Origin of the sequence: Pseudomonas neuropathica, assembly GCF_051174785.1 — a bacterium.
In the GTDB taxonomy this organism is placed as follows: Bacteria; Pseudomonadota; Gammaproteobacteria; order Pseudomonadales; family Pseudomonadaceae; genus Aquipseudomonas; species Aquipseudomonas neuropathica_A.
In genome coordinates, this window is the sequence record NZ_CP195111.1 from 384,876 (window position 1) to 404,127 (window position 19,252).

At 58.4% G+C, this 19,252-nt stretch carries 22 protein-coding genes; 5 read left to right on the forward strand and 17 right to left on the reverse strand.

Annotated elements, in window-relative coordinates; genetic code table 11:
• Positions 1-4 precede the first annotated feature (4 nt).
• From ACRRSD_RS01745 to ACRRSD_RS01755, 3 genes are read right to left on the reverse strand one after another with little or no spacing between them, the layout of a single operon-like run.
• Entirely contained in the window at positions 5-3,571 is a 3,567-nt protein-coding gene (locus ACRRSD_RS01745; protein WP_435036843.1) for a host specificity protein J, read from the reverse strand.
• A 58-nt stretch (positions 3,572-3,629) separates the two neighbouring features.
• Entirely contained in the window at positions 3,630-4,232 is a 603-nt protein-coding gene (locus ACRRSD_RS01750; protein WP_435036844.1) for a tail assembly protein, read from the reverse strand.
• Between the two features lie 53 nt (positions 4,233-4,285).
• Positions 4,286-4,708 carry a hypothetical protein gene (locus ACRRSD_RS01755; RefSeq protein WP_435036845.1) on the reverse strand — a complete coding sequence of 141 codons (423 nt, stop codon included), beginning with the start codon at positions 4,706-4,708 and terminating at the stop codon, positions 4,286-4,288.
• A gap of 112 nt (positions 4,709-4,820) precedes the next feature.
• Here ACRRSD_RS01755 and ACRRSD_RS01760 point away from each other — a divergent pair, with 112 nt between their 5' ends.
• From ACRRSD_RS01760 to ACRRSD_RS01770, 3 genes are all read left to right on the forward strand, one after another.
• Positions 4,821-5,297, forward strand: coding sequence for a hypothetical protein (locus ACRRSD_RS01760; protein WP_435036846.1), 477 nt, complete (start codon positions 4,821-4,823; stop codon positions 5,295-5,297).
• Between the two features lie 847 nt (positions 5,298-6,144).
• On the forward strand, positions 6,145-6,849 hold the full coding sequence (locus ACRRSD_RS01765) for an endonuclease NucS domain-containing protein (protein WP_435036847.1): 705 nt from the start codon (positions 6,145-6,147) through the stop codon (positions 6,847-6,849).
• A gap of 104 nt (positions 6,850-6,953) precedes the next feature.
• Positions 6,954-7,553, forward strand: a complete 600-nt coding sequence (locus ACRRSD_RS01770) for a hypothetical protein (RefSeq protein WP_435036848.1) — start codon at positions 6,954-6,956, stop codon at positions 7,551-7,553.
• On the opposite strand, the gene ACRRSD_RS01775 is transcribed toward ACRRSD_RS01770, so the two are convergent.
• From ACRRSD_RS01775 to ACRRSD_RS01820, 10 genes are read right to left on the reverse strand one after another with little or no spacing between them, the layout of a single operon-like run.
• Entirely contained in the window at positions 7,529-8,302 is a 774-nt protein-coding gene (locus tag ACRRSD_RS01775; RefSeq protein WP_435036849.1) for a C40 family peptidase, read from the reverse strand. The genes ACRRSD_RS01770 and ACRRSD_RS01775 overlap by 25 nt on opposite strands.
• Before the next feature lies 1 nt (position 8,303).
• The gene (locus ACRRSD_RS01780; RefSeq protein ID WP_435036850.1) at positions 8,304-9,053 is read right to left on the reverse strand and encodes a phage minor tail protein L; all 750 of its coding nucleotides are present in this window, start codon (positions 9,051-9,053) and stop codon (positions 8,304-8,306) included.
• Positions 9,054-9,062: 9 nt separating this feature from the next.
• A complete protein-coding gene (locus ACRRSD_RS01785) occupies positions 9,063-9,401 on the reverse strand; it encodes a phage tail protein (protein WP_435036851.1) in 339 nt (112 codons plus the stop codon).
• Positions 9,401-12,451, reverse strand: coding sequence for a phage tail tape measure protein (locus tag ACRRSD_RS01790; protein ID WP_435036852.1), 3,051 nt, complete (start codon positions 12,449-12,451; stop codon positions 9,401-9,403). Before ACRRSD_RS01790 ends, ACRRSD_RS01785 begins: the two co-directional genes overlap by 1 nt.
• A 27-nt stretch (positions 12,452-12,478) precedes the next feature.
• Entirely contained in the window at positions 12,479-12,748 is a 270-nt protein-coding gene (locus tag ACRRSD_RS01795; RefSeq protein ID WP_180699024.1) for a DUF1799 domain-containing protein, read from the reverse strand.
• Positions 12,749-12,801: 53 nt separating this feature from the next.
• Positions 12,802-13,182: a phage tail assembly chaperone gene (locus ACRRSD_RS01800; RefSeq protein ID WP_064116694.1), complete on the reverse strand. Its 381-nt coding sequence runs from the start codon at positions 13,180-13,182 to the stop codon at positions 12,802-12,804.
• Between the two features lie 9 nt (positions 13,183-13,191).
• A complete protein-coding gene (locus ACRRSD_RS01805; RefSeq protein ID WP_435036853.1) occupies positions 13,192-13,851 on the reverse strand; it encodes a phage tail protein in 660 nt (219 codons plus the stop codon).
• Positions 13,852-13,890: 39 nt separating this feature from the next.
• Entirely contained in the window at positions 13,891-14,319 is a 429-nt protein-coding gene (locus tag ACRRSD_RS01810) for a phage tail terminator-like protein (protein ID WP_435036854.1), read from the reverse strand.
• Positions 14,316-14,912 (reverse strand): hypothetical protein, encoded by a 597-nt coding sequence (locus ACRRSD_RS01815; protein ID WP_435036855.1) that lies wholly within the window; start codon positions 14,910-14,912, stop codon positions 14,316-14,318. Before ACRRSD_RS01815 ends, ACRRSD_RS01810 begins: the two co-directional genes overlap by 4 nt.
• Entirely contained in the window at positions 14,909-15,277 is a 369-nt protein-coding gene (locus ACRRSD_RS01820; RefSeq protein WP_435036856.1) for a hypothetical protein, read from the reverse strand. The genes ACRRSD_RS01815 and ACRRSD_RS01820 overlap by 4 nt, the downstream gene beginning before the upstream one ends.
• A gap of 23 nt (positions 15,278-15,300) precedes the next feature.
• Between ACRRSD_RS01820 and ACRRSD_RS01825 the strand changes: the two genes are divergently transcribed.
• Positions 15,301-15,606, forward strand: a complete 306-nt coding sequence (locus ACRRSD_RS01825; protein WP_435036857.1) for a hypothetical protein — start codon at positions 15,301-15,303, stop codon at positions 15,604-15,606.
• Between the two features lie 2 nt (positions 15,607-15,608).
• Here ACRRSD_RS01825 and ACRRSD_RS01830 read toward each other — a convergent pair whose 3' ends face one another.
• The 4 genes from ACRRSD_RS01830 to ACRRSD_RS01845 are packed head-to-tail and all read right to left on the reverse strand — an operon-like array spanning position 15,609 to position 18,509.
• Positions 15,609-16,112 (reverse strand): DnaT-like ssDNA-binding protein, encoded by a 504-nt coding sequence (locus tag ACRRSD_RS01830; protein WP_435036858.1) that lies wholly within the window; start codon positions 16,110-16,112, stop codon positions 15,609-15,611.
• Between the two features lie 57 nt (positions 16,113-16,169).
• A complete protein-coding gene (locus ACRRSD_RS01835; RefSeq protein WP_150729351.1) occupies positions 16,170-16,760 on the reverse strand; it encodes a hypothetical protein in 591 nt (196 codons plus the stop codon).
• Positions 16,761-16,805: 45 nt separating this feature from the next.
• Positions 16,806-17,768 (reverse strand): major capsid protein, encoded by a 963-nt coding sequence (locus ACRRSD_RS01840; RefSeq protein WP_008076958.1) that lies wholly within the window; start codon positions 17,766-17,768, stop codon positions 16,806-16,808.
• A 12-nt stretch (positions 17,769-17,780) separates the two neighbouring features.
• On the reverse strand, positions 17,781-18,509 hold the full coding sequence (locus ACRRSD_RS01845) for a hypothetical protein (RefSeq protein ID WP_435036859.1): 729 nt from the start codon (positions 18,507-18,509) through the stop codon (positions 17,781-17,783).
• Between the two features lie 156 nt (positions 18,510-18,665).
• Between ACRRSD_RS01845 and ACRRSD_RS01850 the strand changes: the two genes are divergently transcribed.
• Positions 18,666-19,241, forward strand: a complete 576-nt coding sequence (locus ACRRSD_RS01850; RefSeq protein ID WP_122607084.1) for a hypothetical protein — start codon at positions 18,666-18,668, stop codon at positions 19,239-19,241.
• The last annotated feature ends 11 nt before the right edge of the window (positions 19,242-19,252 follow it).

Here is a 19,252-nt window from a genome sequence, read left to right on the forward strand (position 1 = left end):
TAACTCATGCGTTCAGATTCCCCCACTGGTAGCGCTTCACGCCGTTCTCGTCGAACACCTTGCCGCCGTTGTTGTTGATGACTTGACGAGCGCCGCCACCTAGTGGGCTGTTCAACTCGAAGTTGCCAGCCTTGTCGATGCGCCATCCTTGGACGCCGGCGATATAGTTATCAGACTGGATGAAGAAGCCGATCTTGGCGTTTCCGATCGAAGCGTCCTGAATGAACGCTGAGTTCATGAACACCTGCCCGCCCTGCACCGCGAACGGCACAGCGATTGCGCCGCCAGCGATGGTATTGACGATCGCGAAGCGGTCGGCGCTCACAAGGAACTGGCTTTGCAAGCCGGCGCCGGTGTTTTCGATACCCAGGCCGATACCTGCCGCGACGTACTGCCCATTCGCCGTGACCTGCATCTTCACCGACCACATGGTGCTCAGCTTCCCAGCCGTGTCCGCATAGGCTGCGGAAGTCTGCTGAATGGCAGTCGAGTTTTCCCCTACGGAAACATTCAACTGATCGATCTTCGTCGCGGTCGCCGATTCGTTCGTGGCCACCACCTCTTCCAGCTCGGTGATGTTCGCCGCGTTCTCCCCGATTTTCGCGTCGAAGGTGGTTATGCGCCTTGCCATTGCCTCGTTCTCGGAGGCGCGAACCTTCGATTCGGAAGCGATCGCAGCGGTGCTGGTGTGGCTCTTGATCGCGTCAGCGAGATCGCCAGCGCCGTCATCATCTCGGGAAGAGGCGCGAAGGGCTTCGAAGGCCGTCGCTTGCGCAGTAACGACGCCGTCGAGTTCGTCGATCTCGACTGTATGCGTTGCTACCTGCTGAGCAAGGCCATTTGCCGTTTCCACCGTCTGCCCAACGTCGAGCCAGTACAGCGGGTTCGGCGGCGGCATGTTGAGCGGGACAGGGCCGGTGGCCTGGTAGATCCGCTTGCCCTGCACCACCAAGTCGTACTCTTCATAGGTGGCTTCGGGGTCGTACCCCTTCAATCCGTCAAGCGCATCGATCTGATCCTGCAAGCCTGGGATTTTGTCGATCTCGTCGAGGATGTCCTCCCCCAGCTCTGTGCGGCCGATCTGCCCGGCGATCATTTCAAGAATGGCGGCAGCATCGGAACTGGATTGTCCCTGCACGCCAAGCCCGATCGGATACCACGGCCCGATATTGCCGATCTTGTCGACGATTCGCCCCCAGAAGTAGAAGGTCACGCCGGCGCGCAGGCCGAGCATGGAGAAATCACTTTGCGGATAGGCCAGGTCTGTCAGCTTGGTTGCGGCTTCCAGGTCAGTCGTCGGCCCGTACCAGATCTCCGTGCGCTGGCTGTCCTCGGCGCCAGCAGGGAAGCCCCACTTGAGATAGATGCCGAACAACAGCGGTGTAGCGGTCAGGTAAGCCAGCGCCGGCGGCAACCCTTGCTTGCCGCTGAGGTTAGTCAGGATCGAGTTGCGCCACGGTGACGTGATGTCGAAAGCACTCACCGCGCGCACCCGGGCCACGTAGGCACCGGCATAGATACCGACCACGTCCACGTTGGTCATACCGGTGCGCTGCAGCTTTATCCAGTTGCCGCTGTCCTTGCGCCATTCAACGTCATAGCCGACCGCGCCATCCACGGCCGGCCAGGTGATCGTCATGGTGGCCACGGCCAGACCCTGAACAACCGATGAAGTCGACGACAGCGTAACGCTCGCCGGCGCCGGAACGACGGTGATCGGTATTACGCTGATCGGGCGTTCTTCCAGGCGTGCGCCGGTGTCGATGAAAGCGAATTTGCTCGGCTCGAACTGGAGCGCGCTGATTTCGTAATCGCCCTCGGTGGTGCGCTTGGTGCGCAGCACTCGGTACAGCGGAATGGCCAGATCGTCGGCGTCGAGCGCCCATTGCAACTGCGCCACCGGTGGCTCGCTGTATGCAACCGTGACGGTGACGGCTCGGCCGTTGACGCTCTGTACGGTCCGACCTTCGGCGCGGCCGCCCGGCAGGTTGATGATCAACCGATCGCCAGCCTTGGCCTGGGTGTCGCGATCGAGCGTGATAACCCGCCCTGCCACCGCCGAGATACGGCCGCCGACTTCACGACCCGCCAGCAACGAGTCAGCCACCGGGATGATGTGGCCCGGCAACGGAATCACGCCTTCCATGCCGGTCTTGAACGAGACAGTGCGGTCTTGGTTGTTGCTGAGGATTGCCCACTTGCCACGGCGCTGGGCCTCGGAAGCACGGGTGCAGCCAATTGCGCTCAGCTCAGTCGGGCGATCGCCATAGCGGCGCTGCAGATCCAGATCGGCAAACGGAATGACATCGGTGTCGTAGTTGTTCGCCGGGTTGTCGTAGCTGACCAGCGCCCGGGTGTAACGTGTCTTCGCCGAGGCGCTGCCGTAAGAGAACTTGCCGTCGATGACGTTGGACCGCGTGAACACGTAGTCGAAGTCCTGCGCGCGCGGCATGTCCGCCTGCATCACCAGCTGGCCCTGCGCCCAGTACGTCATGCCACGGTAAATGGCCGAGATATCGCGCAGCAGCGACCAGGCGTCAGCCTTGCCCTGCAGGTTCATGTCGCAGAGGAAGCGCGGTTCCTGCCCGCCCAGTCCGTTCGGCACCAACTGGTCGCAGTATTGGGCGATCCGGTACAGCTCCCACTTGTCGACCATGAACGGCTTGATGCGCTTGCCCAGGCCGAACCGGTCTTCGGTGCAGATACCGTAGGTGATCCACGCCGGGTTATTGGTCCAGGCCGATTTCATCGAGCCGTCCCACGTCCCGGTGTAGGTACGCAGGATCGGGTCGTAGTTGCTCGGCACCATCCAGCGGCGCGCCTTGCACTTCACGGTGACGGCCGGGATGTTGGTGAACTGCTCGGCGTCGAATTCGATGTAGAGCAGCGCGGTGTTCGGATAACGAAGTTTGGCGTCGATCACTTCGGTGTAACCGGCCACCAGCATGGTGTCGGCGATCTTGTTGGTGTTCTGGTTCGGCGTCAGGCGGCGCACGCGGATCTGCCAGCCAGTTGTTGCATCCGGTAGATCAATGCGGCGCGAGCGCTCGTAGCGCGTGGTGGTCTTGCCGTCGACAGCGTCTACCAGCACCTGCTGATAGGCGCCGCCGTCGGTGGCCACGTCAATTGCGTACTCGATGCGGTAACCGCCGACATTGCCCTGGTCATCGGAGCGCTGGAGCGCCGGCCAGGCCAACCGCATGCGCACGGCGGAAAGCTGGGTATTGGTGATCGAGCGCACCCACGGCGAATCGCTGCGCAGCTCGATGTTCAGCGACGTCTCGTTCTCAACAGATGGAATGCCCGGGATGTAGGTCTGATCCACCGAGCCCGGGCGCCAGTCCCACTTCACGTTCGGGAAGTTGTAGTTGCCGCTGGCATCGCGGATCGGCGTGTTGTCCAGGTAGATGTCGTAATCGGTCGGGACGCTGTCGAACTCACCCTCGCCCACGGCGATCAGCAGCTTGGCTAAGTTGGTCGAGCGCAGGCTGTCGCTGGCTTCGGTCGGCGACTTCGGCTTACTGCTGCCGCCCTTCTCGCCGTGGATATCGATCTGTGCTGCTGCGCCCATGCTTTCCTCCAGGCATAAAAAAACCGCCTCACGGGCGGTTGCTGTGCTGCTGGCCTGATTACACTTTGTCTTCAGCCAGGATCGAGGCCGATATGATCATCCCGCCCCACCGGCGATCGCCGATGCAGATAGGCACAGGGTTACCGCTGGCCGTGGTGTTCTTGGCGCTGCCGAAGGCGTAGGACGGGGAGTTTTCGGGGGATGCGCTTTGCTTCAGGCCTGAGGCTTGAGGGCTGAGCATCTGGATCACGCCGCCGGCGACAAGGCCGATACCCGCGCCAATCAGCGGCGCACCAAATGGCGTGGTCGAAAGAAACGTACCGGCAACGATCAGAACAGCACCGACAATGGTTTGAATCAACCCAGCCTTCTTGCTTCCATGGATGACCGGCACGATACGAATGTCGGTTGCGCCACCCAAGCCAAATTCCGCTTCGCCAACGTTCTTTCGATTGCGAAACACGGCAAATCGCATGCCCAGCCGATCAAGGCGCTGAATCTCCTCCTTGAACCCCTCAAGCGTCGCCTTCAATGCTCGGAAGGCTTCCCAAGTCTGGCCAGAATCCAATACACGACGATGAACTCTGCCAAACTTGGCCGCAAGAGATCCAGACAGCTTGATCGTAGTCATCGGCTGATAGTGCGCAACGCTCGATTGCATGACTTTCTCCAGACATAAAAAAACCGCCCGAAGGCGGCTGATTGCGAATTGATTTACTGATAATCGACATACGGTCCGAGAAAGAAGCCGCTCATGTCTCCACTGAGTCGGTAGAGGCTTTCTTTGCCACTTTGCACATTGGCAGAAATCGTACGAATGGCTGCCCCGCCGCACAGCCCGGAGCCAGCGAGACCTGCTCCTATACTTGGATTCCCCGGCGGCAGGTAAAAGGAGGCGCGTTGACCAGTGCCGATTTTCGCGGCCTTCCGGCCATCGACATACACGACGATGTCACAACCAGATCCAACCATTCCCGAGTCCCGGACAACCGTTACCTTGCCGCTTTCGCCGGCTGGCTTGGTCTGAAACGCGTACAGCTCATCACGCGGCACTGGATCAGCCTGGCTAACCGGAATAGCTGACGATGCACACCCAGCCAACAGCGCTACCGCCAGCGCTCCTACGATCAATTTCATGCAGGTCACTCCTGTGGAAAATTGGAAAGATATCATCAGAATGGAAATAACGAAGCAGCCGGTTGGCTAGGCTTACACGACAAAACTAGAGCCGCGAGGTCCGCAGAAATACATGAGAGACATTGATGAAGTGATGAGCAAGGGATTCAACATTCCAAAGCGCTATTTAGCGGCAGCATATCTGTTCGTCACTATGGTACTTGCATTTGGAATAGGAATTAGCTTCTGGACACGAGATTGGATGTGGTTAGCGAGGTTTGGCGCGTTTCTCGTTTTCTTGGCAATGATTTCTGAAGTCACGGGTATTCTTGATAAATACGTCAAGAAAATAATGAGCCTTGCCCAAGGTGTCACAGTCGAAGTAGTGCTGATGCAGGTAAAAAGAAAGCCTCATCTGTATGGTATAAATCCTAAAACACGCGAACAGCACATCATCGAAATATCAGAAAAAGAGCACAAGCGTCGCTTAGCCCTCGCGAATGATGTGATCCAACGCATCCTATCCAAAAAAATTAAGAAGCATGCGTTCTTCGTAGCATCAGTAGGCACGATGCTTTGGGCGTTTGCCGATCTCCTGAACAAATTATAGTCAACGGAGACCCGCGTGTCGGAACAGAATCTAACCCTCAAATGCCTAGGCCGAACCAAACGGGACGACGGCTTAATTGGCCGGTACAACTTGGAAGCGACCGATACACGGAGCGGCAGGACGGCGACAATTTCCGTCGAGCCCAGGCACTTGGCCTCAGCTCGCAGCATGAAAACAATCCTGCTAGACCGATGCATGGTTTACTCGGTTACTCAGAAAGCGCATGACCAGATGCTTCTCGAGATGTTTGCCCAAGCAAATGACCAAGCTGAGATCGATGCCTCTCGCTGAGCTGAAAGGACGCGCATCACCGGTCACTCCTGTGGGAAAGGATGCAAGATATCACCGGTTTTATCTCGGCGAGCCCTGCACAATTCGAAAATCTTTCTTCAGCGCCGTACCACACTTCAATCGCAGGAGCATGAATATACGTTCATCGAAAACATCGCACGATGCGTCTAGGCTGCGGGTTCCGACATAGTGACTACAGGAGTAACCCACCATGTTCTCGCACGAAAGCCTCCCGCTGATCATCATCTTTGCCATCATGCTCGTAGGCGTACTTACGGCCTTTCTGCACCCGGTGCACGCGGTCTTTAGCTGGCTTCGGAGGCGTAGGGAAAGATCGTCCGCCAAGATCGAGAAGGATTGAACTCGCGCTAAATTCTTCTCTACGTGCCCGGCCAACCGGGCATTTTTCCGCCTGTACGAATCCCCAGTAACGCCCCGCCGATCTCCGATAGTAGCCTCTTGCCCTCACGCAACGGATTCCACAGTCCTTTGCCTGCAAGCCCAAGGACTGGGATTGCGCCAATTTCGGCGCGGATGGAAGACCTAGGAGCATTGCATGACCACAATGGCAGGAGCCCTTCGCAGCTTCGTTGAACAAGCAACGGGCGGTTTAACAAGGAAGCAGATCAAAGATCACATCGACACCAACTACACAAGCCAATGGACCCCAGGGACACTCTCAGCTCACCTCTATGCCTGCACAGTCAACAATCCCAAGGCCTATATTCACCACAAGTGGGCTGATCGTTTCCTCTACCGTGACGAGGATGGGCGCTTCTATCGGTACGACCCCCAAGTTCATGGGGTGAATACCTGGGGCCCATCACTGGATGGCCAGACAGATGAATACGAGGTCGAGGACGAAGCCAACATCGAAGAGCTCGTCGAGACGTCAATCACCTTGGAACGGGACGTCGAAACCCATCTGGTGCGTAACCTCGACTCGATCGAGAAGGGTCTTCGTTTCGTCAATCGTCAGGTCAACATCGAGGTAGGCAGGGTTGACATCCTTGCAGAGGACGCAACGGGACGCCGCGTCGTCATTGAACTGAAGGTTGGCCAAGCAAAAGACTCTGCAGTGGGTCAGATCGCCCGCTACCTTGGTTGGTATGCTCGGCAAGATGGTGAGAGACCTCGTGGAATACTAATCGCGAGCGAGTTTCCCGAGGCCGTTCGGTATGCCACCGAGGCGATTCCAGATCTCTCTCTCGTGCAATACCGAGTGCAGTTCGCGTTTAACGCGATCTCTATCGAAGAGTAATGCACAAAAGCCGGCCCGCCCGGGCTTTTTTCCGCTTGTACGAATCCCCAGTCACGTCGAGCTGATAGTAGCTTCTGATCCAAATCCAGCTGCAAGGAGGCAACATGTCGTCATTGCTATTTTATACGGACGCGAAAGAAGCAATCGTCGCAACAGACACGCTTTTACATTATCCCGACGGGCACGCTCCCGGGTATTCGAGCAAAGCCTTGGCTATTCCTCATCTCAAGATGATTGTTGCCGGGACAGGTTCGGCTGCTCTCTTCAACCGTTGGATCGGCTTGGTGAATGAACAAGGTTTTGCCCTCGATGTAGATGCGGTCAATCTTCATGCTCCCGAGTCGCTTCAATCCCTCTGGCGCGAACTGAATGCTCAGTTCCCCGCTATGCATGAGCAGACAGCAACGATTATCCACTTCGGGTTTTCCGGCAAGACTGGAAAAATTCATGGCTATGGTTACCGGTCGGGATCGAACTTCAAGTCCGAGTGGTTAGCTTATGGGCTGGGAATGAAACCGCAGCTCGTCGACGCTGCTGGCATTGACCTCAATTCGTTCCCAGATTGCGCCGTCGAAATCATGCGTGCACAGGCGCTTCAGGAGAGCCGAAAATCGGCAAACCGGGTCTACATCGGTGGATCAGTTCAGGTCAATCATTTAACCAGCAGCGGGTACTCAATTTACGCACTTGGCGAACTCACTTGAGCGGCGCGATGACGCAATACCAAGCGCGTGCGGTCGAGCCAAGGCCCGCCGAAGACAATGACCTCGGACGGCCGTCCGTACAGGTGGTGAAGCAGGAACGGTCCGGGGCCGAACGTCGCCGCGTCCTCGCCGGGCAACTCCGGATCAGTGCCGAGGAATATCCCAGCGTGGTTCGGGTAAACCGTGCGCCCGACTTCCATTACGATCATGTCGCCGCGCTGCGGCTGGTCGACGCGGTAGAAGCCGGCGGCTTCGTAGTTGGCTTCGTACAGACTGGTGTTGTCCTTGCTCTCCCACCAGCCATCGGCGCGCTTGAATGCTTCGAACTCCAGCCCCCACTCGCGCTTGTACCAATCGGCGCAGACCTGCCAACAGTCCCAGGCACCGTGCACGAACGGCCGTTTCAACAGCGGCACTTCACCGGTGGGAACGATGGTGCGCAGGTCTCCTTCCGGCCAGCTCAGGATGTGCCAAGGCATCGCCGTCGCTTCGCACATCGCAAGATCGCGCGGTGAGGGCCTGCTGGTCGCATCCGGATGTGAATGAATCACGCCGATTACTTCGCCTTCGTCTTCGGCCGATGCGTACTGCTCAGGATCAATACGGAATTCTTCGTTCGGCTCGGTCGAGACGTTGACGCAAGGAAAGTATTGTTGCTTGCGCCCGATCGCCAGCAGCAGCCCGCAGCACTCTTTCGGGTACTCGGCCGCCGCGTGCGCCTGGATCGCATTCAAGATGTGCTTTCGCATGTCAGCTCCTTGCGATCAGGGAAACGGCCGGGAAACCTCCAAACGGCAGCGTGTTTCCTTCGCCGAAGCGCGGGATGCAGCCCTTGCCCAGCGTGGCGTCACATTGGTCCAGTTCTTGGTTGTCGGTGATGACGCCGTCTTTAGTGACGTATGGCCCGGTGTACCCGCAGTTCGGCCCTCGATAGCCGCCGGTGAGGCACCAGTGGCAAAGGGTCGTGGCCTGCCGGCCGATTGACTCGTTACCGACGTCGCCCGGGCTGGCAAGCTCCCAACTGACGTTTTCCCCGTCCTCGTTCGTCTTCTGGTCGATGTACCAGACCTCGATCGTCTCTTGTGTTGGATCTGCCGTCGGGTTGCCGGCCTGGAAGTTGGCGGCATCGAGGTAGCTGCCCAGCGTGTGGCGCATCGTCAGCTTGAACTCGAGCAGATCCTCGAACGCCAGACATAGCGCCGTGATGCGCCCGTTTACGTTGCCCACCGACAGTGTCGGCCGAACCGCAGTACCGTCGCCGTTCGCCTCGATCCCATCGATCTGCATCGGCCAGGCACTGTACTCATTGCCCTGCCAGTAGATCGCCTTCGCCGGTAGTTGGTCGGCATCGGCGCCAGCAGCGATCAGTTCGGCTGGCGTATGCGGGATTGAGTGCCCGTGGAAGCGCAGCACGTCCGCACCATAGTCCGTGCCGTCCAATTCAAAGAGCAGCACTTCGCTGCCAGGCTCAAGCACCTGGATGTCACTGATCAGCGGCATGGTTGCCCCTTATGGTTGGAATGCCCGCTCGAACGTGGCGGTGAGTTTGAAGACCTCACCGCCCATTGGTGTGGGAGCGGGATTTTTGCAGGTGAACAGTCCGAGTTCGCCGAGCGGCGTTGTCCAGAGAAACGCCTTTGCCCCGGCGTGCCGGTCGAGGAACGCCATGATCTGCTGCACCTTGGCCTTCTGGCCGGTATAGGTGATCGGATAGGAGTCCTCTTTGTTGTTCGGTCCGTCGCCGACGTTCTGCGCGTAGCCGTTGCCGAACTTCGAGGTGCGCACCCGATAATTGATATCGGGTGTTTCCCCGCGTTGGGTTGGCCAGGTGAATTTCTCGATGGCCATCAGGCCCTCCCATTTGCGTTTCGGAAGCTGGTACCGCCCGCGCGCCAAGAGTCAGCAACGGCTTTCTCGGCCACGGCCTGCATTTGCGACTGTAGGTTTTTGGAAAGCGCTTGTTGGTCGATCTGCATGCCTTCAGAGCTGCGATCTTCGGTTACCACCGTGACCGGCGCGCTGATGCTGATTGCAGTCCCGGAACCACCGCCAGCCGCGAGAACACCCAGCTTGCCGCTGGAAGTCCGGGTCAACGGCATGATCGCCTCCGGACCCGCCTCACCCATGACGCCCGCCCCACCGCCGGCCATCCCGAAGGCAGTCGGAGTGCTGACGATGTTGTTGGTGAAGGCTCCGCCGTTGGCGAACATCTGCACACCCGACGACCATGCACCGCCGAGGGCCTGCGGGAAGTAGGTGTTGGAGTAACCTGTCGAGGATGCGCCGAGATTCGACGACGTCGCGCCCGCTGATCCAGCCGCCAGCCCATTACCGCCACCGCCGCCAGTGAAGTAACTGGTGGCGGCACCCACGAGGCTGCTCAGCAGCGCCGAGCTGGCCTGCCGAGTCGCAATCCGCGCCATGTCCGCCAAAATCGACTTGGTGAAGTCAGCAAACGACAGCTTCCCTGTCATGGCGAAGTTGACGACTGCGTCTTCCATCGAGCTGAAAGCGTTGCCGAACAGGGTCTTTGTCTGGCCGGCAATATTGCTCGCCGAGTCTAGGTAATTGGCCCAAGCCGACGTTGCGCCCTTGGTCCAGTCCCCTTGAGCTTTCTCGACATCGGCGTAGTTCTGCCGGATCTGATCGGTGGCAGCTTTGTTCGCATCGGCGAGAGCCTGCGACTTCCGGGCGAACTCCTCCTCCGACATGTTTCGCGACGAATCTGACTTCTGGCTTGCCAGTTCCAGCGACTGCTGAGCGAACCGATCCTGTTGGCTGTTCAGCTCATTATTGAGCGCGTTCTGTCGATCGCCCTGTCCGACGCCAAGCACTGCGCGCTGCCCTGCCAGCTCCAGTGCGCGCTGCTGCTGAGCCAACGCCTGAACGTAGGTCGTGATCGCCCGCTCTTGCCGGGCAATGCGGCCGGTTTCATTCGTGGCCAGTACCTCGAGCTGGCTGTCCGCGTCCTTCTGCGCTTTGACCATCCCCGCGCGAGCGTCGGCGATCTTCTGGTCGAGCTGGATGCTTTGCGCAGCAGAGGTGGTTTTTTTCGCCTTGGCAGATTCCAGCGCTGCGATCTCAGCCTCGTAGGCTGCGGTCACCTCGTCGCGCTCGTTACCGATCAGCGCTTCGCGCTTCAGGGCATAGTCGGCTTGAGAGACGAGTCCGGCCTTCTGCGCGGCGTCCAGTTCTTTCTGGGCGTTTTTGTACTCTTCGCTGATGGCTGCAAGGTTGTTCTTGGCGTTGTTGAAACTGGTCAGATCGACCTGTGAACCAGCCGCTTTCGAATCCTTGAACTGGTCGTTGATGTTCGCAAGGTTCTTGTCGATTGCCGCCTGATTCAGCCGCGGGTCATTGGGTGCGACCTTACGGATGTCTTCGAGCTGCCGCTTATATTCCTTGATCGCGTCGGTACGTTTTTGCTCATTCGTCCAGGCTGACTTGGTGAGTGCGTCTACCTTCGCCATTGAGGAGACGGCATCGCCCTGAGCTTTCGCCTGCTCGCCCTGCCACTTAGCGATATCGGCTTCTGCTGCTTTCTGATCCTCCAGCATGTTGAGACGATTCTGGTAGAGATCAATCATCTCCTGTTTATTCTGGAACAGGCCGACATTGCCTGCATGAGCGCTCGCCAAGTCGCGCTGGGCTTGCTCGATATCGGCGCCGATATCACTGCGCCCGATATTCTTCAATCCATCAGCAGCCCGAGCAACGGCGTTGTAGCCCTTCTCCCAGAAACTCAAATTCTCGAGGATTCGCGGTGTGCGCTCGTTGATTGCATCAGCGAACGACTCGGTAGCCAGCTTCACAGCGCCGGCATGGTCGCCCTGCTTCTCAAGAGCAGTGATCTGCGAGTAAACCGAAGCCGTGAGGTAGTGGTACTGCTCATTCAGCGCGGCAGACGCTTTGACCGGGTCGTCGGCGAGCTTGGCGAACTCCGCCACTGTCTCGCTTACGGCCTTGCCGGTTGCTTCCTGCATCGAAACAGCGGCTTGAGTGATTCCGGTGAAGCTCTCGCCGGCGATCTTTCCGTTGTCGGCCAGCAGAGCGAGCACGGCTGCTGCTTGGCCAGTGGTGCCGACAGTCGCGCTCACCTGACGCGCCATATCGCCGAGCTGTCCAGCACTCACACCGGCGTAATTGCCGGTGAGGATTAGCGATTTGTTGTAGCTGTCCTGCTCCTCACTGCCCTTGTAGAAAGCGTATGCCAGCCCACCCACCGCGGCGGTGGCCAGCGCCAGCGGGCCGAGAATGGCCAGCAGACCCGCCGCACCCTCACCTGCACCAGCGCCCAGTTGTGCGACTGCGCGAACGCCGCTACCCCAGTCTCCCGAAGACAGCGCATTCCCAAGTTGCACGACGTTTTCCTGTGCCTGGCGCGTGCCAAGTCGCAGTTTGTCGAAACCGGTGGTGGTTCTGTTGAGTTTGTCATAGTCCTTATCGATCTTGCTCAGGGCGGTGTTGTACTCGTCCTGGCTGATCCGGCCGGCATCCAGATGTTTGCCCAGTTGCTCGACCTGAGTATCCAGCTTCGCCAGCGCGGCGCGGGCCGGGTCAATGGCGCCCAACAGGCTGTTCAGTGCCTTCTGCTCATCCATCGTCGACTTGGCCAGCGCTACCTGTTGCTTGTCGAGCTGCGCAGAGATCTTCGCGGCCTCAGCCTCACCATAGGCGCCGGTCTTGGTCAGCTTCGCCAATGCATCGCGCTGTTTGGCAAGGTCCTGTGTGGTTTTTGCGCTGGTAGAAAGCGACTTCTCCAATGCCTGCATTTCGTTCATCAGCGAAACGGCGGACTGCTCGGCCCGGCCGCCAGCCTTCGCCATCTCATCCAGGCTCGTTTTGGCCTCGATCGCATCGGCCGAGTCGATCTTGACGCCGAGTTCTGCAATGTTCATCGACTCACCTTGAATAAGTGCCCGTGGTTACGGGCTGTTTTCCCTTTCCTCCGCCATGACGCGCAGGGCTTCGCCTTCCAGCACCTGCAGGTCAGGAAAGATTTCAGCGAGTTTCTTTTTCTTGATTTCGAGGAAGCCGGCGACATCGCGAATGCAGTTGTAATCGAGACCGATCGGGCCACCGGTGCCGACCCGCCACTGCGTGGACATTCGGTTGAACAAGAGAAAGGCCGGCCAGTTGCATGGCCAGACCTCTACATCGTCACCAGACAAATCAGCAGCCGTCAGCCCGAGGATTGCCAACTGCTCAGCAGATGGTCCGCTTTCGTACAACGCCGCGGCGGCCGCCCTCAGTTTCCCAAGCGGGCCTGATTGAATGCGCTCTGATAGGCATTCACTACCGCTTCGGCAGTACCCTGGCATGACTTCACAAGGGCGAGGATGCTCTTGTCGTCGAACTTGTCATCGAAGCCCCAGCCCGCTACCAGATCCTTGATCTGCTGCACCTGATACTCGGTTTCGGCAGCAACGACATCCGATAATGTGGTGCCCTCCCCGAATCCCTCGCGCATTTCCTTCGCCTTCAGGTTCCATTCGTCGAACAGCGCGGCGAGTGCCGGCCGATCGCGATACTTGAAGGTGAACTCGATTGCCTCAGGCTCACACCCAACGACAGGGATGTGCACAAGTGCCCTGAACGTAGGGTTCTGGGCGATCCTGATCTTTGCCATGGGGAGTCCTTATGCGCCGGCCAAGTAACGAAGCGAACGAGCCGAAAGCCCGATGCTGATAGTTCGAGTCATAACGTTGTTTCGCTCCATCGTCGGATCAGGAGTGATACTCACATAACCCGGATAGAGGATCTGATCGCCATTGCGCAACTTCATGCGCACGACGGCCAGCTCTTTGGTGTCGTCGAAGCCTTCGACAGTCTCGACGTATTGCGCGGTCGGCTGATCTTCCACCACGATGGTGATCGTGGTCGGGTTGCGGTTGGTTGGAAACTGCTTGTCGTCGTCATCTTCCAGGTAGCCGACAGTTTGGTATTGCTGCTCGCCGCCGGAGGATGTGAAAGAAGTGACTTTCGAGATTTGCGTCCATCCAGATACCGGGATCACGGAGCCAGAACCTGCGCCGACAGTGAATTTGTCAGTGTTGGTGGTATTGAGACCGGCCAGCGCAAAGGCATCGGCAGTAACGCCGGACGCTTTTACTGCGCGATCGTTGATCAGCGCCCAGCCAGAGTTGATCAGCAAAACGTCGCCGTTTTCAATGTCGTGCCCTACAGAGGCGGCGACCGGCGGTTTCGCATTGGTCAAAGCAGTAAAAGCGACGGCGGATCCCATAACGCTGGCGATCTCCAGCACAGCGCCGTTCGGCAGCGGGAAGCGTGCGGCCATGGTGTGTTTCCTCTTAAGTGCCCGCCTGACGGCGGTAGGTTATGCCCCTGCGGGCGATTGGTCTGCGACACCTGCGTAGGTGAAGCTGGCCGGGACCGTATAGGTCGCGGACTCAGTGATAGTTGGCCCCTGATCTACTGGCTCAGTGATGAGGCCATCGAACCCGTTTCGGGTCAGTGGCGTGTCTACGCGAAAGAGTCGTGTCAGCTCTTCAACAAGCGTCTCTGCGGTGGCCATGGCCTGGGCAGACGGACAGACGATGCTGATCTGATAGACGCCGGTGTACTCGTACGCGTCCCCGCCGAGGTAACGGCAGGTGGTGCTGGCTGGAAGCTGAAAGGCCCGCAGATAGGTTTCAGATGGATTCGGAGTAAATGGCTGATTCGAGTAGGCCACTCGTATTGGGCGCGCAGCCGACCATGCGGCCAGCTTCGTTTCGATGGCCTGACGGGCGCGTGCGTGACTCATACCTGATTGTTCCTGATGGCCTCCTGCACGATCTGCTGGAAGCGAGCCACGGTTACCCGAACCATGCCGCCGGGGGCCTGAGTGGAATGGCCGAACTCCAGAGGAATCGCATAGGGCAAGTTGTTGATGATGTAAGCCATCTGTCCGGCAGTGAAATCGCTCATCGCGGCAACCAGCGCGGCGGTAGTCTCGGCGCCGCTCGGGTCAACCTCGTCGAACGTGACGCTCTCGACCACGCCGAGGGAAATGTGCCAGTTCGCGCGGAACCTGCCGCCGACGTAGCCTTCGGGCGCCTTGATATCCATGCCGTCGTTGAGCTTGCGGCCTTTCTTGAGCCTGCCGCCCTTGGTGAGGTTGGTCGGATCGCTGCGCAGCGCGCTGTTGTGGTCGTCGACGGCCTTGTTGTACTGGGCTGCGACAGCGTTCTGCGCCCAGATCTCCGGGTTGCCCACTGGAGACATGCGGATCAGGCTGCTGCCGACCTCGATGATGATCTCGCGCACACTGGCGTCGATGGCTTCGCTGGTCTGGGTGGCAAACTCGGCAAGGCTCAAAGCGAAGCTGCCGGACTGACCAGCGCCTGCGCGGCTCATGCCCTCACCTGGAGTTCATAAAGGATCGGCGTCCCGGCGGGATTCACCTCTTTCAACGGCGGCACAATTGACCAGGTGCGCCCCTGAATGATCACCTTGTTCAGCAGATCCGGCACCCATTCCAGCCCCTGCGCGGCGATCTTGAGCTTCTTGTCGCCCTGCTTGATGAGGCTGTTGTTCTGGAACTCCTGACCCGTGAAGTCGAGCAGGATGCCTTGGGCGGTCTGCTCGATTGTGGCGCCCGGCGACTCCCCGCCCGTCTCCGGGTCATACTCGCCTGCCTCAGTCTTGCTGATGGTCACGGGCTGGCCGAACTCTGCGATCATATCCAGAGCCATCACGGCCATTTCGTCGTAAAAGGTCATCTGACATCACCGGAGAAAAATGAGTGAACAACCAACAGAAAGCCGACTATCTACTGGAAGCGATTTCCAAGCTTGATAGCGCACAGAATTTAGGTCGAGTTGCGGAGTATCCATACAGAAAGTCGCTTCGAGAGCGCATTAAGCGGGTGCTGGTCGACACTCGGGCCGAGCGTCTGACCGAAGAAATTCAGGATAAATACGTACCCGAAACTGGCATCTTTTTACCAGCCCCAATCACTGTTATCGCCGAGGACATCAAAGCGAGCACTGATAAATCGCTACTCGATGTTTTCAAAGGGAAAATTTTGGAGCTTGAAATGGGGTTGTAGGATCAAGCCCGCACCGAAAACAGCCCGCGTTTCTGCAGATAGTCAGCAAACTGCGTAGCGCTCGGCCGATCCGGCGCCGCCGGCAAAAGTCGGCCGCTGGTGTTTGGGATCGTCGCATACTCGCGAGTCACCGCGCCTTCGACACGCTCAAGCGTTACAGCGCCTTTGCGCTTCTCGATCGGGTCGACGTCGTCGGTGTGGATCTCGGCGGCCAGCGCCATTTGGCCGTACTGGATTCGCGCCGGCAGGTAGTTGTCGGGCTTGATCTCGTAATCCAGCTCGACGCCTCGGCGCGGCCAGGACAGCGCCTGCTCACTGTTGGACTTTCGCCCTTTCCATGTCATGCCATCCATTGCCAGCGCGGCTCGACGCAGCAGCGCTTCCTGTGCTGGCACCTCTGCCGGGATAGTCACGCCAAACTTCACGGCGTACATGGCCAAGTCTTCGGCGGATGCGTAGCTCTCGGCGTCAGGCTTGCAGGTACCGTCCTCGATGATGAGAGTCATGAATCAGCTCGCTGTTGTGTTCTGGATCGGGCGCCGCGTTGACGGGCACCCGGATTATTACGCCTGCTGCAGATCAGCAACTGCCTTTTCAAGCGATTCTACCGAAGCGTTCGCCCGATATGGCACATTGGCGGCGTCGAGCTTCGCTTTGAGACCAGCGATCTTCTCGGCATTGTCGACCGGTTCCGCTGCTGCCTTGAGGCGTGCAACTTCAGCGCGGAGCGATTCAACCTCACCCGCCAAGTTGTCACGTTCGCCCGTGAGGGTTTCGAAACCCTCATGAATGGCTTTCAGCGCACCGAACAGGCGGATCGACAGTTCGCCCGCGCCCGGATGTTCCAGCTCCGATTGCCCCTCGGCGGCTTCGATCAGTCGAAGGATGCCGTCACGCTCAGCGCGGAGGGTGTCGTTGTCCTGCTCCAGTCTGGCAATGGCGTCGGAACCATCCGAGTCAACCGTTTGGCTAATCAAAGGCTCCGTCACCGAAACTTCGACGCCCAACGCCTCATAGGCATCGACCACCTTGGGCCAGTCGCCAATCACGAACGCATGGGTCACACCCGCTTCAGGCCGATCAAAGTGCGCTGGATTGCGGTAACGCTTTTCCGGATCGAAGTCCGAGTTCTGAGTGGAGTAAACCAGTTCCATAAAAGCCTCCGTAGCGGCCATCGCTGGCCGCTGTCAGGTCCAGTATCAGCCGCCGGCTGGTGGCGTGGTGGTCAGGGTGATCAGCACACCAGCAGTCACCTTATTGCTGTTGGAGTGCTTGACCCAGTTCGCAGCCGAACCCACGGCGGCAAGCGTTGGGTTTGCACCGCCAGCGGTTTCCTTCCAGCTGTAGCCGAGAACATCGATGTTGACGGTGCCTTCAGCGCGGTATCCGATGCCGAGGTTCTCTTCGTCGTTCACCGCGTACGAACGGAAACCGGGCGCCTGAGACTCAGTGATCACCACGGCATTTGGAAGCAGGCCGAAGATCACATCAGCCGGCGCGGTGTCGGTCACCAGCACCGGCTTGCCGAGAGTGCCTGGCAAGCCGCCGTAGATGACGACGCCCGCCTCTTCGTAGACCTTGTTTGCGATCGCTTCGTCGACAATGTCGAAGTAAGCACTGGAGTGCATGACCCACAGCGCGATGCGGCCGAACTTGTCACCGAACTTGCGCATGCCGCGGGTCAGTGTCTTCTTGCCGTCGGTTTCAATGTTGGCCGAAACCACCATGTCAGCGTTGGAGCTGATCGAGGCGCGTAGTGCAGCAGTGGCGTACTGGATGAAACCTTCCAGAGTAGCGTCGGCAACGTCGGCGCCGATGATCTGCGAGAACTCGTCGACCGGTCGGCCGCGGCGTTTGAACGCTTCTTCGGTGGTCTGGTACGGGCCGTACTTCCACGGTGCTTTGACGCCAACGGCTTCACCCGCGCCGATCTTCTTCGCGGTCACCTTGCCGGTGGAGTTAACGTCGCGGTGCTCCAGCGAGCCGCCGATCTTGTAAAACGAGCGCTTGCGGAAGTCGCCTTCGATCAGCTCGTTGTCGAGCACGATCGCACCATTGGACGATGCGTTGAAAACGTCGAGGTTGTCCTGGACTCGCTCCAGGTATGCGGTTTGCGCCTCATCGTTGTAGATGATCAGGTCGCTGTTAACAGTCGTTGCCATGGGTTGCTCCCCTTACTTGGGCAATTGCAGGTATGCGGTTTGGCCGTGCTTGCGCTGGTAGTCACGCTTTTGCTCGGCAGTCATTTCGGAGCGCTTAAATGCAGCCTGGCCGCCACCCCCGCCCGGGGCTTGTGTACCTGAGGCCCTTGGCCATAGATGAGGTGCGCTTTCGCGCAGAGATTCCGCCCATTCGAGCGGGGTAAGAGGGGTCTTGCCGTCTTTGCCGAGAATGACCTCGCCGGACTCATCAACGGCGACCGCTTCACCCTCTTCGTTCAGCGTGAACACGCCTTTGGCGCGCAGGATGATGTCGTCGGTTGCTTCCGGGAGTGCGCCGGCTTTAAGCGCTGCACCGCGAACCGAATCGCCCAGGACTTTGCCTTGGAACTTGGCGGCGAAAGCTTCGGCCCTCTCGGCGCGCGCTGTGACTGTCTTCAACTGCTTGTCGTAGTCGCCACGCAGGCGTTCGGTGCGGCGGTTGAAGACCTCGTCGACCTTACCCTCAGTCAGCAGCTTGGTTTCTTCGTCTTGGCCGGCACGACTGAGCAAGCCTTTTACGGCGTCAATGTCGATGCCCTCAAATTGCGTTTCGAACTGGGTCAGCTTGCCTGTGGTTTCCTTTAGCTTGCCCAGCAGCTCGGAGTTTTTGGTTTTCAGACCAGAAACAGAGGTCTCAACGGCAGTCGCGATAGCGGCCTTGATTGCCGGGTTGTCCAAGTCGATTTCGTTTTCTTCTGCCACGTTGATGCACCCCTTGGGTATGTGTTGCCCGCTTTGCAGGCATAAAAAAGCCCCGCGAATGCGAGGCTGAAAAATAGTGAATGGCTCTACTGAGAGGTGTCGATCTGGGTAGAATTGCGTAAACCGCCAAATTACTAATGGAGTAGTACAGAGAAAATGAAGCTAGAAACGATCAAGCAATTCACTCGTAAGGGTTATGTCAGAGTCGGAGGACTCATCACTCTCGTCGCCGGCATCGCGACAATCTACGCAGCGGTTCATGAGTCAGGTCCAGAGCACAACCCGGGCTTCCTCGGGCGTTGGGAAAGCAACTATCAACATCCAGTTCCAGGCGGAACTGTTGCGTTCAATGGTGTCACTGAGTACTTCCGAAACGGGCGATACAATGTGAATGGCACCCTCAAATTCTCGGGTGGCGAATCCGACAAGCCATTTTCTGCTGCTGTGATTACAAAGGGGTCTGGTACATGGACGGCTGACAATCATTTCCTAACTTTTACGTTGACAGGCTTACACTCGGAACCAACCACCTTTCAAAGCGGCGGGCAAGAGATGCCGATCCCTCTTTTGGAAAAGCTGACCGGTTATTCGCTCCCGGACATGAATAAGCAGTATGTTCCAGGTAGTTCGGATGAGTACGAGATCTTGTCCCAAGATCAGCGACAAATCGTACTTCAAGGAAAAGATCCTTTCGGCAATCCATTTAAGATTGTCAGTTTAAGACCTCAATGAGCCATGCGGGC

Bases quoted from the DNA above. Each gene is read 5' to 3' on its own strand.
- ACRRSD_RS01745 (WP_435036843.1), bottom strand. From the start codon at position 3,571: ATGGGCGCAGCAGCACAGATCGATATCCACGGCGAGAAGGGCGGCAGC.
- ACRRSD_RS01750 (WP_435036844.1), bottom strand. From the start codon at position 4,232: ATGCAATCGAGCGTTGCGCACTATCAGCCGATGACTACGATCAAGCTG.
- ACRRSD_RS01755 (WP_435036845.1), bottom strand. From the start codon at position 4,708: ATGAAATTGATCGTAGGAGCGCTGGCGGTAGCGCTGTTGGCTGGGTGT.
- ACRRSD_RS01760 (WP_435036846.1), top strand. From the start codon at position 4,821: ATGAGAGACATTGATGAAGTGATGAGCAAGGGATTCAACATTCCAAAG.
- ACRRSD_RS01765 (WP_435036847.1), top strand. From the start codon at position 6,145: ATGACCACAATGGCAGGAGCCCTTCGCAGCTTCGTTGAACAAGCAACG.
- ACRRSD_RS01770 (WP_435036848.1), top strand. From the start codon at position 6,954: ATGTCGTCATTGCTATTTTATACGGACGCGAAAGAAGCAATCGTCGCA.
- ACRRSD_RS01775 (WP_435036849.1), bottom strand. From the start codon at position 8,302: ATGCGAAAGCACATCTTGAATGCGATCCAGGCGCACGCGGCGGCCGAG.
- ACRRSD_RS01780 (WP_435036850.1), bottom strand. From the start codon at position 9,053: ATGCCGCTGATCAGTGACATCCAGGTGCTTGAGCCTGGCAGCGAAGTG.
- ACRRSD_RS01785 (WP_435036851.1), bottom strand. From the start codon at position 9,401: ATGGCCATCGAGAAATTCACCTGGCCAACCCAACGCGGGGAAACACCC.
- ACRRSD_RS01790 (WP_435036852.1), bottom strand. From the start codon at position 12,451: ATGAACATTGCAGAACTCGGCGTCAAGATCGACTCGGCCGATGCGATC.
- ACRRSD_RS01800 (WP_064116694.1), bottom strand. From the start codon at position 13,182: ATGGCAAAGATCAGGATCGCCCAGAACCCTACGTTCAGGGCACTTGTG.
- ACRRSD_RS01805 (WP_435036853.1), bottom strand. From the start codon at position 13,851: ATGGCCGCACGCTTCCCGCTGCCGAACGGCGCTGTGCTGGAGATCGCC.
- ACRRSD_RS01810 (WP_435036854.1), bottom strand. From the start codon at position 14,319: ATGAGTCACGCACGCGCCCGTCAGGCCATCGAAACGAAGCTGGCCGCA.
- ACRRSD_RS01815 (WP_435036855.1), bottom strand. From the start codon at position 14,912: ATGAGCCGCGCAGGCGCTGGTCAGTCCGGCAGCTTCGCTTTGAGCCTT.
- ACRRSD_RS01820 (WP_435036856.1), bottom strand. From the start codon at position 15,277: ATGACCTTTTACGACGAAATGGCCGTGATGGCTCTGGATATGATCGCA.
- ACRRSD_RS01830 (WP_435036858.1), bottom strand. From the start codon at position 16,112: ATGACTCTCATCATCGAGGACGGTACCTGCAAGCCTGACGCCGAGAGC.
- ACRRSD_RS01835 (WP_150729351.1), bottom strand. From the start codon at position 16,760: ATGGAACTGGTTTACTCCACTCAGAACTCGGACTTCGATCCGGAAAAG.
- ACRRSD_RS01840 (WP_008076958.1), bottom strand. From the start codon at position 17,768: ATGGCAACGACTGTTAACAGCGACCTGATCATCTACAACGATGAGGCG.
- ACRRSD_RS01850 (WP_122607084.1), top strand. From the start codon at position 18,666: ATGAAGCTAGAAACGATCAAGCAATTCACTCGTAAGGGTTATGTCAGA.